At 59.1% G+C, this 15,061-nt stretch carries 18 protein-coding genes and 1 pseudogene; 12 read left to right on the top strand and 7 right to left on the bottom strand.

Translation table 11 applies throughout. The annotated features are described in order from the left end of the window. Positions 1-8 precede the first annotated feature (8 nt). The 7 genes from urtE (at position 9) to ureC (ending at position 5,431) form a co-directional block, all read left to right on the top strand. A complete protein-coding gene (gene urtE, locus JOE29_RS02850; protein WP_003391872.1) occupies positions 9-707 on the top strand; it encodes an urea ABC transporter ATP-binding subunit UrtE in 699 nt (232 codons plus the stop codon). Between the two features lie 48 nt (positions 708-755). Beyond that, a complete protein-coding gene (locus tag JOE29_RS02845; protein WP_046267012.1) occupies positions 756-1,601 on the top strand; it encodes an urease accessory protein UreD in 846 nt (281 codons plus the stop codon). Between the two features lie 301 nt (positions 1,602-1,902). Beyond that, on the top strand, positions 1,903-2,205 hold the full coding sequence (ureA, locus tag JOE29_RS02840) for an urease subunit gamma (protein WP_003347927.1): 303 nt from the start codon (positions 1,903-1,905) through the stop codon (positions 2,203-2,205). Between the two features lie 10 nt (positions 2,206-2,215). Next, entirely contained in the window at positions 2,216-2,758 is a 543-nt protein-coding gene (locus JOE29_RS02835) for a GNAT family N-acetyltransferase (RefSeq protein ID WP_003347925.1), read from the top strand. A 10-nt stretch (positions 2,759-2,768) separates the two neighbouring features. Further along, on the top strand, positions 2,769-3,302 hold the full coding sequence (locus JOE29_RS02830; RefSeq protein ID WP_024692072.1) for a GNAT family N-acetyltransferase: 534 nt from the start codon (positions 2,769-2,771) through the stop codon (positions 3,300-3,302). Then, the gene (locus JOE29_RS02825) at positions 3,299-3,604 is read left to right on the top strand and encodes an urease subunit beta (RefSeq protein ID WP_003391866.1); all 306 of its coding nucleotides are present in this window, start codon (positions 3,299-3,301) and stop codon (positions 3,602-3,604) included. Before JOE29_RS02830 ends, JOE29_RS02825 begins: the two co-directional genes overlap by 4 nt. Before the next feature lie 126 nt (positions 3,605-3,730). Continuing rightward, positions 3,731-5,431 carry an urease subunit alpha gene (ureC, locus tag JOE29_RS02820; RefSeq protein ID WP_003368889.1) on the top strand — a complete coding sequence of 567 codons (1,701 nt, stop codon included), beginning with the start codon at positions 3,731-3,733 and terminating at the stop codon, positions 5,429-5,431. Between the two features lie 51 nt (positions 5,432-5,482). Here the strand turns inward: ureC and JOE29_RS25625 are convergent, their stop codons facing one another. From JOE29_RS25625 to JOE29_RS02810, 3 genes and pseudogenes are all read right to left on the bottom strand, one after another. Continuing rightward, positions 5,483-5,656, bottom strand: coding sequence for a thioredoxin family protein (locus JOE29_RS25625; RefSeq protein WP_306570537.1), 174 nt, complete (start codon positions 5,654-5,656; stop codon positions 5,483-5,485). 198 nt (positions 5,657-5,854) lie between these two features. Next, positions 5,855-6,091 (bottom strand): annotated as a pseudogene (locus JOE29_RS25620) (thioredoxin); the annotation flags it as partial. A 13-nt stretch (positions 6,092-6,104) separates the two neighbouring features. Further along, on the bottom strand, positions 6,105-6,488 hold the full coding sequence (locus tag JOE29_RS02810; protein ID WP_163023238.1) for a thioredoxin: 384 nt from the start codon (positions 6,486-6,488) through the stop codon (positions 6,105-6,107). 158 nt (positions 6,489-6,646) lie between these two features. Here JOE29_RS02810 and JOE29_RS02805 point away from each other — a divergent pair, with 158 nt between their 5' ends. Beyond that, complete coding sequence (locus JOE29_RS02805) at positions 6,647-7,777, top strand: HAMP domain-containing sensor histidine kinase (protein WP_003317030.1); 1,131 nt, start codon at positions 6,647-6,649, stop codon at positions 7,775-7,777. Positions 7,778-7,852: 75 nt separating this feature from the next. On the opposite strand, the gene cbpA is transcribed toward JOE29_RS02805, so the two are convergent. Next, a complete protein-coding gene (gene cbpA / locus JOE29_RS02800; protein WP_003391862.1) occupies positions 7,853-8,797 on the bottom strand; it encodes a curved DNA-binding protein in 945 nt (314 codons plus the stop codon). Between the two features lie 327 nt (positions 8,798-9,124). Between cbpA and JOE29_RS02795 the strand changes: the two genes are divergently transcribed. Then, positions 9,125-10,390, top strand: a complete 1,266-nt coding sequence (locus JOE29_RS02795) for an Hsp70 family protein (RefSeq protein WP_003347909.1) — start codon at positions 9,125-9,127, stop codon at positions 10,388-10,390. A 277-nt stretch (positions 10,391-10,667) separates the two neighbouring features. On the opposite strand, the gene JOE29_RS02790 is transcribed toward JOE29_RS02795, so the two are convergent. Beyond that, positions 10,668-11,678 (bottom strand): AI-2E family transporter, encoded by a 1,011-nt coding sequence (locus tag JOE29_RS02790; protein ID WP_003347907.1) that lies wholly within the window; start codon positions 11,676-11,678, stop codon positions 10,668-10,670. A 188-nt stretch (positions 11,679-11,866) separates the two neighbouring features. Continuing rightward, positions 11,867-12,157: a PsiF family protein gene (locus JOE29_RS02785; protein WP_003305605.1), complete on the bottom strand. Its 291-nt coding sequence runs from the start codon at positions 12,155-12,157 to the stop codon at positions 11,867-11,869. A gap of 152 nt (positions 12,158-12,309) precedes the next feature. Between JOE29_RS02785 and JOE29_RS02780 the strand changes: the two genes are divergently transcribed. Beyond that, positions 12,310-13,191: a DMT family transporter gene (locus tag JOE29_RS02780; protein ID WP_210078771.1), complete on the top strand. Its 882-nt coding sequence runs from the start codon at positions 12,310-12,312 to the stop codon at positions 13,189-13,191. Here JOE29_RS02780 and JOE29_RS02775 read toward each other — a convergent pair. Next, on the bottom strand, positions 13,188-13,421 hold the full coding sequence (locus JOE29_RS02775; protein ID WP_003317034.1) for a hypothetical protein: 234 nt from the start codon (positions 13,419-13,421) through the stop codon (positions 13,188-13,190). The genes JOE29_RS02780 and JOE29_RS02775 overlap by 4 nt on opposite strands. 309 nt (positions 13,422-13,730) lie before the next feature. Here JOE29_RS02775 and osmE point away from each other — a divergent pair, with 309 nt between their 5' ends. Then, positions 13,731-14,069 carry an osmotically-inducible lipoprotein OsmE gene (gene osmE / locus JOE29_RS02770; protein ID WP_003317036.1) on the top strand — a complete coding sequence of 113 codons (339 nt, stop codon included), beginning with the start codon at positions 13,731-13,733 and terminating at the stop codon, positions 14,067-14,069. Between the two features lie 361 nt (positions 14,070-14,430). Next, on the top strand, positions 14,431-14,970 hold the full coding sequence (locus JOE29_RS02765) for a ferritin-like domain-containing protein (RefSeq protein WP_003317037.1): 540 nt from the start codon (positions 14,431-14,433) through the stop codon (positions 14,968-14,970). Positions 14,971-15,061 lie beyond the last annotated feature (91 nt).

Genomic DNA, 15,061 nt, shown 5'->3' with positions numbered 1-15,061 from the left:
AGGCCCTCATGCTCACTGTTAGCCAGCTCCACCAATATTACGGCGGCAGCCACATTCTTCGCGGTCTGTCGTTTGATGTGAAGGTCGGTGAAGTCACCTGCCTGCTGGGCCGCAACGGCGTGGGCAAGACCACGCTCTTGCGCGTGCTGATGGGCCTGCTGCCATCGAAGGAAGGCTCGGTGCAATGGGAAGGCAAGACCATCACCCAGTTCAAGACGCATCAAAGGGTACATGCCGGGATTGCTTACGTGCCGCAAGGCCGGGAAATATTCGGCCGGCTGACGGTCGAGGAAAATCTGCTCATGGGCCTGTCCCGCTTTCCGGGCTCCGAGGCCAAGGAAGTGCCGGCCTTCATCTACGAGCTGTTCCCGGTGCTGCTGCAAATGAAGCACCGCCGCGGCGGCGATCTGTCCGGTGGTCAGCAGCAGCAACTGGCCATAGGCCGGGCACTGGCGAGCCGTCCGCGCCTGCTGATTCTCGACGAGCCCACCGAAGGTATTCAGCCCTCGGTGATCAAGGAAATCGGCGCCGTCATCAAAAAGCTCGCCGAGCGTGGCGACATGGCGATTCTGCTGGTCGAGCAGTTCTACGACTTCGCCGCGGAACTGGCCGATCAGTACCTGGTGATGTCGCGGGGCGAGATCGTCCAGCAGGGCCGTGGCGAGAACATGGAGAGCGACGGCGTTCGAGGTCTGGTCACCATTTGATGAGTCAATCCGTTATCGTGCAGCATTCGACAAGCCAATGAAGACACCATGAACCTGCCTGCCAACACCGCCCTCTTCACCCCCAGCTGGCACGCCGAGCTGGAATTGGGTTACGGCCGTTTCGATGACAGCACACGCCCGACACTGCGGCGCCACAAAGGACCGCTGCGGGTGCAAAAGCATCTGTACGCCGAAGGCCCGGAGGTGTGCCAGCACATCATCGTTCATCCACCGGGTGGCATCGCCGGGGGTGACCGGCTGGATATCTCGGCCACCGTGGGGGCCGATGCGTGGGCACAGTTGACCAGCCCCGGCGCGGCCAAATGGTATCGCGCCGCCAGCCCGGCCTTCCAGCAACTGGAACTGCACGTCCAGCCCGGTGCGACACTGGAATGGCTGCCGCAGGAAACCATCGTCTTCAGCAATGCCCAGGCAGAACTGAGCACTCGGATAGAGCTGCACGGTGATGCAAAGCTATGCTACTGGGACGTGGTGGCTTTGGGCCGGCCGGCCAGTGGCGAGCGGTTCGAGCACGGCCATTTTCAATCGCATCTGGATATCCGTCGCGACGGCACATTGCTCTGGCATGAGCGACAACGCATTATCGGTGGCGACGGGCTGCTGGGCTCGCCCATCGGCCTGGACGGCAGAACCGTGTTCGCCACCCTGCTGATGACCGGCGAAGTGGGCAGCGAGCTGCTCGAGGCCTGCCGTTCGCTGTCGATGCCCAACCCGGTACGCGGCGACCTGACTCAATTGCCCGGTCTGCTGGTCGCTCGCTGTCTGGCAGACGAAGCGTTGCATGCCCGGGCCTGGCTGATAGAACTGTGGAAACGACTGCGCCCTGCCCTGCTGGGACGCGAGGCGGTAACGCCAAGAATCTGGAATACCTGATTGATGACTGGACGCTCTGCATTCCAGGCTACACCCTCGGCGCTGATGCACTCAGCGTGGTACATAAGTCCTGAAAAGCCCGAAAATCGGGTCTTTTAGCGCTTCTGCCCGCAGGTCGTGGGAGCGAACTTGTTCGCGAAGACAATGTTTTAGGCGCTGCATGTTCGGCGACTACACCGACCCCTTCGCGAACAAGTTCGCTCCCACGGCCTTCGGCCAGAACCCAAAACAGACTTATATATAACAATGAGGGCTCAGCCTGGGAACGATCAACCACCGAATTTGAACAAACGGAAGCCCCATGGACCTGACACCACGTGAAAAAGACAAGCTACTGATCTTCACCGCCGGACTGGTCGCCGAACGGCGTCTGGCGCGCGGCGTGAAGCTCAATTACCCGGAAGCCATGGCCTATATTTCTGCGGCGCTGCTCGAAGGTGCGCGTGACGGACAGACCGTCGCTGAGCTCATGCACTACGGCACGACCCTGCTGACTCGTGATCAGGTCATGGAAGGTATCGCGGAAATGATCCCGGAGATCCAGGTGGAAGCCACCTTTCCGGATGGCACCAAACTCGTCACCGTGCATCAGCCGATTGCCTGAAGGAGTGATCATGCAGGACGCGATTCGCGACGCCTTGCCGGACGATCTGCCGGGCATTCTGGACATCTACAACGATGCGGTGCTCAACACCACGGCTATCTGGAACGAGCAGCCGGTTGATCTGGCTAACCGCCAGGCCTGGTACGCAGCTCGCCAGAGCCAGGCGTATCCGATTCTGGTGGCCGTCGACAACGCAGGCGACGTGCTTGGCTATTCGTCGTTTGGCGACTGGCGGCCGTTCGAAGGCTTTCGCCATACGGTCGAGCATTCGGTCTACGTGCGCGCCGACCAGCGTGGCAAACGCCTGGGCCCGCGCCTGATGGCCGCTTTGATCGAGCGCGCCCGCGACTGTGACAAGCACATGATGGTCGCGGCCATAGAAAGCGGTAACGCGGCGTCCATCGCCCTGCATGATCGCCTGGGTTTCAAGACCACCGGACAAATGCCCCAGGTCGGCACCAAGTTCGGTCGCTGGCTGGACCTGACGTTCATGCAGCTCGACCTGTCGCCCGGTGCTCAGCCACCGGTTTCACAAGCCCCTTCCGCCCTTTAGAGAGCACGCCATGAACCCAGCACAGCTGCGCCGCGTCACCGCCGAAAGCTTCGCGCATTACCGCCAGGGTCTGGCGCAACTGTTGTTCGATACGGTTCATGATGGCGCGTCGGTCGGTTTCATGGCCGACCTCGACATGGCGCAGGCCTACGGCTGGTGCGACGGGCTCAGAGTCGACGTCGCCGCTGGCACTCTGCTGCTGTGGGTGGTGGTCGAGAACGAAAACGTTCTGGCCAGTGCGCAACTGTCGCTGTGTCAGAAGCCCAATGGCCTGAACCGCGCCGAAGTACAGAAACTGATGGTGCTGCCTGCGGCGCGCGGGCGTGGCCTGGGCAGGCAATTGATGGAGGCCGTTGAGCAAGCGGCCGTGAAACACAAACGTGGACTGCTGCACCTGGACACCGAAGCAGGCTCGACGGCTGAAGCGTTCTATCGCTCACTGGCCTACAACCGTGTCGGTGAACTGCCGGATTATTGCGCGACACCGGACGGTCGCTATCGGCCGACCGCCATTTATTTCAAAACCTTGGGGCAACCGACATGATCCCTGGTCAATACCAGATCCAGCCCGGCGACATCGAACTCAACGCCGGACGCCGCACCCTCAGCCTGACTGTCGCCAACAGCGGCGACCGGCCGATTCAGGTGGGCTCGCATTTCCACTTTTTCGAAACCAACGACGCACTGACCTTCGACCGCGCCGCCAGCCGGGGCATGCGCCTGAACATTCCGGCCGGCACCGCCGTGCGCTTCGAACCGGGCCAGTCCCGCGAAGTCGAGCTGGTGGACCTGGCCGGTTTGCGCAAGGTTTACGGGTTTGCCGGTCGGGTGATGGGGGAGCTTTAGCTTCAAGCTTCAAGCTTCAAGAGAAAAGCATATGACGACTAAAGACTTGCGGCTTGCAGCTTGTCGCTTTGAACACATTACAGTTTGCGGCCTGCAGCTTGCCGCTCTGAATCCGAGGTACGAGAGATGAAGATAAGCCGACAAGCCTACGCAGACATGTTCGGCCCCACCGTCGGCGACAAGGTTCGCCTGGCCGATACCGAGCTGTGGATCGAGGTCGAGAAGGACTTCACCACCTACGGTGAAGAAGTGAAGTTCGGCGGTGGCAAGGTCATTCGTGACGGCATGGGCCAGGGCCAGTTGCTGGCCGCTGACGTAGTCGACACGCTGATCACCAATGCCTTGATCATCGATCATTGGGGCATCGTCAAGGCAGACGTCGGCATCAAGAACGGGCGTATCGCGGCCATTGGCAAGGCGGGCAACCCGGACATCCAGCCGGACGTGACCATTGCAGTCGGCGCCGCCACCGAGGTCATTGCCGGCGAAGGCATGATCCTCACCGCTGGCGGCGTCGACACGCACATCCACTTCATCTGCCCGCAGCAGATCGAAGAGGCCCTGATGAGCGGCGTGACGACCATGATCGGCGGCGGCACCGGGCCGGCCACGGGCACCAACGCCACCACTGTCACACCCGGCCCGTGGCACATGGCGCGCATGCTCCAGGCCTCGGACTCGTTCCCGATGAACATCGGCTTCACCGGCAAGGGCAACGTCAGCCTGCCCGGCCCGCTGATCGAACAGGTCAAGGCGGGGGCCATCGGTCTGAAGTTGCACGAGGACTGGGGCACCACGCCTGCGGCCATCGACAACTGCCTGAGCGTGGCCGACGAATACGACGTGCAGGTCGCGATCCACACCGACACCCTCAACGAGTCGGGCTTTGTCGAGACTACCCTGGCCGCGTTCAAGAACCGCACGATTCACACTTATCACACCGAAGGTGCCGGTGGCGGTCACGCGCCGGACATCATCAAGGCCTGCGGTTCGCCGAACGTACTGCCGAGCTCGACCAACCCGACGCGTCCGTTCACCCGCAACACCATCGACGAGCACCTGGACATGCTCATGGTCTGCCACCACCTGGACCCGAGCATCGCCGAAGATGTGGCCTTCGCGGAAAGCCGCATTCGCCGCGAGACCATTGCCGCCGAGGACATCCTCCACGACCTGGGCGCGTTTTCCATGCTCAGCTCCGACAGCCAGGCCATGGGGCGGGTTGGCGAGGTGATCATGCGCACCTGGCAAACCGCCGACAAGATGAAGAAACAGCGTGGCCCGCTGCCGCAGGATGGCCCAGGCAACGATAACTTCCGCGCCAAGCGCTACATCGCCAAATACACCATCAACCCGGCGATCACCCACGGCATCAGCCATGAAGTGGGCTCCATTGAAGTCGGCAAATGGGCGGACCTGGTGCTCTGGCGCCCGGCGTTCTTTGGCGTCAAACCGACCCTGATCCTCAAAGGTGGCGCCATCGCCGCCAGCCTGATGGGCGACGCCAACGCTTCGATCCCGACCCCGCAGCCGGTTCACTACCGACCGATGTTCGCCAGCTACGGCAGTTCGCTGCACGCCACCAGCCTGACCTTCATCAGCCAGGCAGCGTTCGACGCCGGTGTACCGGAGTCACTGGGCCTGAAGAAGCAGATCGGTGTCGTCAAAGGCTGCCGCACCGTGCAGAAAAAAGACCTGATCCACAACGATTACCTGCCGGACATCGAAGTCGACCCACAGACCTATCAGGTCAAGGCCGACGGTGTGCTGCTATGGTGCGAACCGGCCGATGTGCTGCCGATGGCGCAGCGGTACTTTCTGTTTTGAATCAGCAAGGGCCTTCGCTTTCAGAAGGCCCTTCAATATTTATTGCTCGGTTTATTCTTTGAGGCTAAGCAACTCGTTGAGTTTGGCTCTGAACCAGGACTTCAGATGAAAATCAGCGGTTTCCTCAATCTTTTTACCGTTCTTGAAAAAAATGACGGTTGGTGTAACGGTGACATTGTAGTTTTGGGCTGTCGCTGGGCTAGTGTCCACAGGCACACGAAGCATGACAACCCTCCCGGCAAACTCAGGCGCTAGCTCATCGAGAATTGCCCCAGTCCGTGTACTGTTGTTCGCTTCACCATGTTCATTAACGCCGGGGTTGCTGAATTCCAACACCACCAACGGGCTGATTGCAGTCCATTGGGAACTGAAGTCCGTATCGTTCTTGACGACCCGGACCTGGGCTGCTTTGTTCTGGTAATTCAGAAGTGTTTCTTTAGATTCCAATATTTTCAGCGACTGCAGCGTATCGTTGATAGCGTCCAGTACCCCCAGATCCTGGGGGGTGCCGGTGCCCTGCAATGCTCGCTGCAATGGGAGAAAAACGCTCAGTTTTCCTGTCGCTACGTCGTCGAGTTTGCTGACTTTTCCGTCGGCCAGTGTCTGCTGGGCACGCGTTACACGCTCTTCAACAAAGGCTGTGAGTTCTGTGTTCGACATGGTCATTCTCCGATTACGAGGCGGGTAGCAATTCATCCAGGATCTGCGTCATCCGTTCTTTGGTTTGCAGGCCGACAAGGTCTTCCCTTGCTCTTGCGCCACCCTTGAAGAAAACCATCGTCGGACCATGATTTATCTGATATTCAGTCGAAGTCACCGGGTTCAAAGAGTCTTTGAGATCCGAATCCAGTTCGATCTCGCCCCTGACCAAGCTGACCTTTACGGCATATTTCTCTTCCAGCGCATTAAAAATGGTATCCATTCTGGCGCTGGCGTTTTCCTCGCCTCGCTTATTTACCTTCCCTTTCGTCGAGAATTCCACCACCACGAGCTTTTGGTTGCTCGCCTCAATGACATCCTTCTGAAAGGTCGAATCAGTAACTGTCATGACACTCATGCTCAGGGCCTCCGTTCGATTAACCTGCCGAATGAACATAGGCCCCATAGAAATCGGCGTCTACTGACAGAAATGACAGTAAACACTCTGTTTGTCGTGCTCTGTAAAGGCGATAATATGCGCCATCTTTCGTCACGCTCCTCCAAAGGTAACCGGCCATGCGCCTTTCCGAATTCATCGTTATTCATGTGGATCGCATCGTCGATGAATGGGAAGACTTCGCCAGAACCCTGAAACCGGCGGCAGAAACGATGACCAGGGCCGAGCTGCGGGATCATGCCAGTTCGATTTTGCTCGCCGCAGCACGGGACATGAAGACCGCGCAGAGCAAAAGCGAGGAGATTGCCAAGGCCAGAGGCGAAGAGCTGAACAAGACACCAAGCCTGGACGAAGCAGCCAGCAGCCATGGCGAGTTGCGCCATGAGGTCGGTTTTGATCTGGTGCAGATGACGTCGGAGTTTCGCCATCTGCGCGCCAGCGTCATCCGCCTCTGGGTAGAAAGCCTGGCAGCGCCGCAACTGGCCGATTTTCAGGACGTGATTCGCTTCAACGAAGCCATCGACGAGGCGCTTGCCGAATCCACCGCGGCCTATGCGGAGCGGGTTGGGCGCTCACGGGATATCTTTCTCGCCATTCTCGGTCACGACCTGCGCGCGCCACTGCAGGCCGTCAGCATGTCCACCGAGTTGCTGGCCCGCAAAATAACGCTGGACGACAAGACCCAGTCCTATGTTTCACGTATCCAGACCAGCACCCGCCACATGGGCTCGATGGTCAGCGATCTGCTGGAGTTCGTGCGCAGCCGCCTGGGCGCGGGGCTGCCGGTGGAGCGCAAATACATGGACCTGGCCAGCGCCTGCCGCGAGGCCATCGAGGAAGCCTGCGCCGGACGACCGGACTCTGTTCCGGTGCTGAACATCGAAGGCAACACTAAGGGTCACTGGGACGCCGGGCGGATCAGCCAGATGTTACAGAACCTGATCGGCAACGCCCTGCAGCATGGTGCCGCCAGTCACGAGATAACGGTGACTGTCACGGGTGCCGAGAAAGCCGTGATATTGGTGGTACACAACGAAGGCAAACCGATTGCCGAAGACGCTATCGGGACGATCTTCGATCCGCTGGTGCGCAGCACCGAGGAAAACAGCGAAACACGCGGCACGTCGACCAGCCTGGGTCTTGGCCTGTTCATCGTCAAGGAAGTGGTCAACGCCCACGGCGGCAGCATCACTGTGACCTCGACCATTGGCGAGGGCACGACCTTCAATGTGGTGCTGCCGAAAAACTGACCGAGGCTGACTGCCTGCTGATGCGGGTGCCGCATCAGCCCAGGCAGAAAAGACAGAATCGCAAGAGCGCTCCGCTCAACCCTTCCACTGCGCGCGAGGATCGAACGACGAACTGTCTGCCAGTTTCTGCCAGAGCGCCCGGGTAGCCTCGTCGGTGTGCTTGGGCACGACGACTTTCAACTGCGCGTAAAGATCGCCGCGCTCGCCATTCTTGTTCATCAAGCCGTTACCCTTGATCCGCAGACGCTGCCCGTTCTGACTGTCCGGGCGGATGGTCAGGTTGATCCTGCTGGTCAGCGTTGGCACGGCAACCTTGGTACCCAGCACGGCTTCCCAGGGGGCCAGTGGCACGGTGATGACCAGATCATGGCCTTCGACCTCGAACAGCGGATGCGGGGCCAGGCGAATGATCAGGTACAAGTCGCCATTGGCACCACCGCCCACGCCAGGTGCGCCCTGCCCCTTCAGGCGAATACGCTCGCCATCGACCACGCCTGCCGGAATCTTCACATTCAGCGTTTTGGTGATATCGCTCATGCGCTGCCCGTTGGGGCTGTGCTGCGGCACCTTGAAGCTGACCTGCTTGGATTCCCCCGAAAGTGTCTCTTCGAGGAACACCGCCAGTTCCATCTCCACGTCCTGCCCGGTGCGTCCAGGGTTGCGGGTACGCCCGCCCTGTTGTGGCCGGCCACCGAAAATGGAGCTGAAAAACTCCGAAAAGTCTGCCGTTTCCTCGAACCCGCCTGCCCCCGCGCCGGCGCGGCTTTGCCAGCCAGGCGGGGTCTGGAACGGACGGCCCTGACGACCGTATTTGCGTAGCTCGTCATACTCGGCGCGCTTTTCAGGGCTGCTGAGTACCTCATACGCTTCGGAGGCTTCCTTGAACTTGTCTTCGGCGCCTGCTTCCTTGCTGACGTCCGGGTGATACTTGCGCGCGAGTTTGCGATAGGCGGTCTTGATCGCCTTGTCGTCCGCAGTCGGCTCCACGTCAAGTATCTTGTAGTAGTCTTTGAAATCCATGTAACGATCACCCATCCGAATTATCCGGCAAAGCCAGATACGCTGGCGTCACGCGCCCAGCTCCCTCTGTCACGAGGCATCTGGATTACCTAACGTCGAAAAATATACAGATAGACCAGCTGCCTTTGTCGGCGGGTCGATAGCTCGACACCCTAATGTCCGACAACAGCGTCTACCGGGAATCCCTTCAAGATTGGGGGTAATACGCTTCAGTTCAAGCCTTGGCCGCAAATACAGCCAGGTAAATATAAGCGACGTGTCGCGCTACGCAATTTGCCCGCGCTGACATAAACTGCGCGGCCGTTTTTTGACTGGAACGTAAAAGACATGAATGACCAATCCCCGGCCCGTGCCTGCGGCATCGATTTCGGCACGTCCAACTCCACTGTCGGCTGGCAACGACCCGGCATGGAATCGTTGATCGCGCTGGAGGACGACAAGATTACCCTGCCTTCGGTGGTGTTCTTCAATATGGAAGAGCGCCGCCCGGTGTATGGCCGCCTGGCGCTGCACGAGTATCTGGAAGGCTACGAAGGCCGCCTGATGCGCTCGCTCAAGAGCCTGCTGGGCTCGAAGCTGATCAAACATGACACCAGCGTGCTGGGCACGGCGATGCCCTTCAAGGATTTGCTGGCCCTGTTTATCGGCGAGCTGAAAAAGCGCGCGGAGCAAACGGCCGGACGCGAATTCGAGCAAGTCGTGCTGGGTCGTCCAGTGCATTTTGTCGATGACGACGCCCAGGCCGATCAGGAAGCCGAAGATACGCTGGCTGAAGTAGCACGCAAGATCGGCTTCAAGGACGTGTCGTTCCAGTTCGAACCGATCGCTGCGGCGTTCGATTACGAGTCCACCATCCAGGACGAAGAACTGGTGCTGATCGTCGACATCGGCGGCGGTACCTCGGACTTTTCGCTGGTGCGTCTGTCGCCCGAGCGACGCCAGCACGATGATCGCCAGCAGGACATCCTCGCCACCGGTGGCGTGCACATCGGCGGGACCGACTTCGACAAGCAGTTGAGCCTGCAAGGCGTGATGCCGCTGTTCGGTTATGGCAGCCGCATGAAAAGCGGTGCGTACATGCCGACCAGCCACCACATGAACCTGGCGACCTGGCACACCATCAACGCCGTGTACTCGCAAAAATCGCAACTGGCCCTGGGCAGCATGCGCTACGACATCGAAGACACTGGCGGTATCGATCGCCTGTTCAAACTGATCGAACAGCGCGCCGGGCACTGGCTGGCCATGGAAGTGGAAGAAACCAAGATCCAGCTGACTCACGCCGACAGCCGTCACCTGCTCATGGATCGAGTGGAAGCCGGCCTGAGCGTGGACCTGAGCCGGGTGATGTTCGAAGCCGCCATCGACGCCCAGCTTGAGCGGGTGCGCAACAGCGTGACGAACTTGCTGAACGATGCGGGAGTGAGTGTCGAACAGGTCAGCACGGTGTTCTTCACCGGCGGTTCAAGCGGTATCCCTGCCCTGCGCAACAGCGTCTCGAACATGCTGCCCAACGCACGCCACGTTGAAGGCAACATCTTCGGCAGCATCGGCAGCGGCCTGGCCATCGAAGCGAAGAAGCGTTACGGCTAGTCATGCGCCTATCGTGGGAATGCCCTTCGTGATGCTCCGCGTCACAGATCGCTGATCTTGTGGGAGCGAGCTTGCTCGCGAAGACGGATTACCTGACCAATGTACTTCCAGCGGCTGCACGGGCCTCTTCGTGAGCAAGCTCACTCCCACGGGCGGGAGTGTTTCGAGCCATGTGGATGCTCTGCAGCACCGCAGACGCAGAGCGTCCAGAACTGCATGCCAACGCGGTGAACTGGCACGATAGGCGTTCTTTCGGACGCCTATCTACGCAAGCGCACTAGACCAACCCTTCCTTCTGCAACTCACTCTTCAGGTAGGCATAGTAAATCGGCCCTGCGACCACGCCCGGCAGACCGAATGCGGCTTCGAACAGCAGCATCGCCAGCAGCAGCTCCCACGACTTGGCGTTGATCTGTCCGCCCACGATGCGCGCATTGAGGAAGTACTCGACCTTGTGGATCACGATCAGGTAGCCCAGCGCCGCCAGCGCGACCCAGATCGAGATGGACATGCCGACGATGAAGATCAGCGTGTTTGACATCAGGTTACCCACCACCGGCAACAGGCCGAGCAGGAAGGTCATGATGATCAGGGTCTTGGTCAGTGGCAGGTGAATCCCGCACAGCGGCAATACGATGGCCAGGAACACCGAAGTAAACGCCGTATTGAGCAGGGAAATCTTGATCTGGGCGAAAACAATGTTGCGAAACGCCCGGCTGACCAAGTGCAGCCGATCGAACAGAGCAGCCGCCAGCGGCTTGCGCGCATGCACATCGGAGATACGCTGCAAGGCAATGATCGCGCCCAGCACCATGCCGATCAGCATGGTGACGAACATGTGCGCCGCCCCCTTGCCGATCAACTGCAATTCGCCCACGTGCTTCTGCAGCCATTGCCCGAGCGAAACCTGAAACTCCGCTGCACTGGCAGGCAGATAAGCATCGATGAACGGAGGCAACTGACCACGAGCGCGGTCGACCAGGGTCATGAACTTGTCGAGCGAGGCACCCGGATTTTCGGCTTCATGCAGCACAAAACTGATGGCACCGGCAAAAATCAGTGTCAGCAGGCTGACCACCAGCGTGCCCAGCAGCGCCACAGCCAGCCAGCGGGCCCGTTCGCCGGAGATCAGACGTTGCAACTTGGGAGTCAACATGTTGACCAGCTCGAACACCAACAGTCCAGCCAGCAGGCTGGGCAACAACTTGAATGGCAACACCAATAACAGACCGCCAAATACAAGAATCCAGCTGGCTATTAACACCTGACGCGCAGAAAACGTTGGCATAGACCCTCAACGGGCAACACAAGGAAGGTGGGCAGTCTGCCAGCCTTCTTGGCCCATAACCAGTGATCCGAAAGCGGTAAAAAACAAGCCGCAATCATCTGCACGATGATCGGCTCGAGAACGGCGCGAAAGTGCAGTGTTTACTGCACCCGCGCCTGTTGCTCACAGCAAAGATGCCGACTGAAAAATTATTTCTTCTTGAGACAATCGCTCATGAAACTCTTGCGCTCATCGCCCTTGAGCGCCTGAGTGCTGGCGGTCGCGTTGCAGGTTTTCATCTTCTCCTGCTGGGTGGCCGCCGGCGGCGGTGCCGCTTTCAGGCAAGTGCTCATGAACGCCTTGCGCTCATCGCCCTTGAGCGACTTCGCGCTGGCGTCGGCATTGCAGGTGGTCATTTTGTTCTGCTGCGCGGTCGCAGCGAAACCCTGGGCAGACAACATCAAGCCAACGAGCAACACAGGAATACCGAGCTTGTTCATCGATCCACTCTCCAGATCCACTGCGCCGGGCGGCACAGGCTGAGATTCAGTGTAGTCAGCGTCTGCAGTCTGTGACGGGGCACCGAATATCGCCGCTGGCATTCTCGACAAACAGGCGGATAATTACGCCTCGCTTTAACGATGATCCCCTTATGCAATACGCTTTCCCGCTGATCACCGTCCTTATCTGGGCGATCAACACAGCCGTCACCAAGGCGTCTGCCGGGGTGATCTTTCCGGCTGAAATAGGCTTTTATCGCTGGGCGCTGGCCGGCTTGCTGTTCACGCCGTTCATGCTCGGGCCTGTGTGGGCGAACCGCGCGGCAATAAGACCGGTACTCGGCAAGATCTTCATTCTGGCCGTGCTTGGCACAGCGCTGTATCAGAGCCTGGCGTATTTCGCGGCCAGCCTGACAACTGCCACCAATATGGGGATCATTCAGTCGATGGTGCCGATGATGGCGCTGGGGCTGTCGATAGCCTGCCTCGGCACTCGCTTGACCTGGGGTGCGCTGCTGGGGGCGGCGCTGTCATTCGCGGGTGTGGTGGTCGTGGTCTCGGCGGGGAATCCGGCCGGCCTGATCGAGCAGGGTGTCAATCGGGGCGATGCGATGGTGCTGGTGGCCGCCGCGTCGTATGCGGTCTACAGCACACTGCTGAAGAAGTGGCAGTTGCGTTTGCCGCCCCTGCAGTTGCTTTACATACAGATCCTGCTGGCGATTATCGTTTTACTGCCGCCGTTCATGCTGTCGGCGAAAACCGGCCTGAATGCGAGCAACATCCCGATGGTGCTGTATGCCGCGATTCCAACGTCGATGCTCGCGCCGTGGCTGTGGATGACCTCGATCATGCGCCTGGGCCCCAGCCGCACAACACTGTTCTTCAACCTGATGCCCATCGCCACGGCCTTGATTGCCGCGGCGACACTGGGCGAGAAACTGGCGCTCTATCACCTGTTCGGCGGAGCGCTGACCCTGTGCGGCGTCATCCTCGCGGAACGCTGGACAACGCCGCTGCGGTCAAAGGCGGATTAGACAGTCGCGCTGCCTTCGCTGCCCTCCAGGCTGTGAATCGACACATCGGTGATGCCGGCGGCAAGGGGCAGCCCGGCTTCACCCATTGGCAGCTCGTCCAGCTCTACGTGATGCTTGAGCGCCAGTTCGTGCACGACTTCGATGATGGGCACGTCCAGATTCTCGATAATGTCTACGTGGTGCTCGCCGAGCAGGGTGTACTCGATCTCATACAGCTCTTTATCGCTCATCGCATCTTCCTGGCCGTCACTGAGGAACGGCTGATTAACGAACTACGGTCCGACAACCGATGACCGAGCCCAAGGCTGAGCAAAACGCTCAACCATGCCATCAGATTGACCTCGGCCTTTCGGGAACGTGCGAGGAATATTCAAAGCGCTTTTCATGCCCGATCGTCATGCCGTTCGGGGGGTTCAGCACCGGCATCAGGGTGGATGCAAGGTACTGCCTCATCGCCATCTTTTTTTCGAACTCTTGGCCTCTCCTCTGCTCCAAGGCGTACCGGGCCAAAACCGGCTCTGACATGTGGAGCAATAACGATGTACAAAAAACTCTTCGCGGCGACCTTTGTATTGGCGACGATGGCTGGCTGCAGCAACACAACCGTGCAGAACCCGGTGGACTACGTCACTTATCGCAACGAGCCGCTGGTCAAGCAGGTCGAGAACGGCATGACGCGCCAGCAGGTCCTGACCATCGGCGGTGAGCCGTCGAGCACCATCGAGCGCCGGGTCAACCCGGGCACTTGCAATAACTACGTCATGAACAAAGACGGCCACAAACAGGTTTACCATGTCAGCTTCAACAGCGACGGCCGTGTAACCAACAAAGGTTTCATGACGTGCGAACAACGCGAGAAGAACGAAAAAGCGATGTAATCAAAACGCAGGCACAAACAAAAAGCCCGAGGCATGGATGCCTCGGGCTTTTTGTTGAATGCTTTTAGAAAACCAGCTTGAACAGGGCGATAACCACGACCAGGCCGATCAGAAAGATGATGCCAACGGTGCTTCCCAGGAACTTGAGCATTGTGTATCTCCACGATTTATTTGGGTCTCAAGGTTGGGACCGCGGGGCTCAGCACTCGTTTCTTATATTTTTACATTCAGTCACAACCTTGCGCACCGACGAAAATCCGATAAAACTTTTTCCCTTCTCCAGCACTCACAACCCTTGCTGATCCTGCCGGGCAATACACAGAGCGGGACAGCAAAACCTGATGAGTCCTGGAGATAAATGATGAATTCTGCACCGCAATCACAGCTTTCCGATGTAAATACTCTGCGCCAGCGCGCACGCCAGAACGTTGAGGATGGTGCTGTGACTCAAGGTTACAGCGCTGACCGCGAAACGGTCCTGCGCCTGCTCAATGAATCGCTGGCTACCGAGCTGGTCTGTGTGCTGCGCTACAAGCGCCACTACTACATGGCGTCGGGCCTGAAAGCGAGCGTCGCGGCAGCCGAGTTTCTGGAACACGCAGAGCAGGAAGCGCAGCACGCTGACAAACTGGCCGAGCGTATCGTGCAACTGGGCGGCGAGCCGGAGTTCAACCCGGACACCCTGTCGAAGAACTCCCACGCGCAGTACGTGGCTGGCAACACACTGAAAGAAATGGTCTACGAAGATCTGGTTGCCGAGCGCATCGCCGTCGACAGCTATCGCGAGATCATTCAATACCTCGGCGACAGCGACCCGACTACACGCCGCATCTTCGAAGAAATCCTTGCTCAGGAAGAAGAGCACGCTGACGACATGGCAGACATTCTTAACGATCTGTAAGCCGCAGCAGCAAATGAAAAGCCAGGACCTGTGTCCTGGCTTTTTTGTGGCCGGCATTTTCTCAAGCCAGATGCGTGAACATCGTTCTGCA

This window comes from Pseudomonas sp. PvP009 (assembly GCF_017832995.1).
GTDB lineage: Bacteria > Pseudomonadota > Gammaproteobacteria > Pseudomonadales > Pseudomonadaceae > Aquipseudomonas > Aquipseudomonas syringae.
The sequence above is the reverse complement of the archived record's forward strand: the minus strand, read 5'-3'. Positions and strand labels throughout refer to the sequence as shown.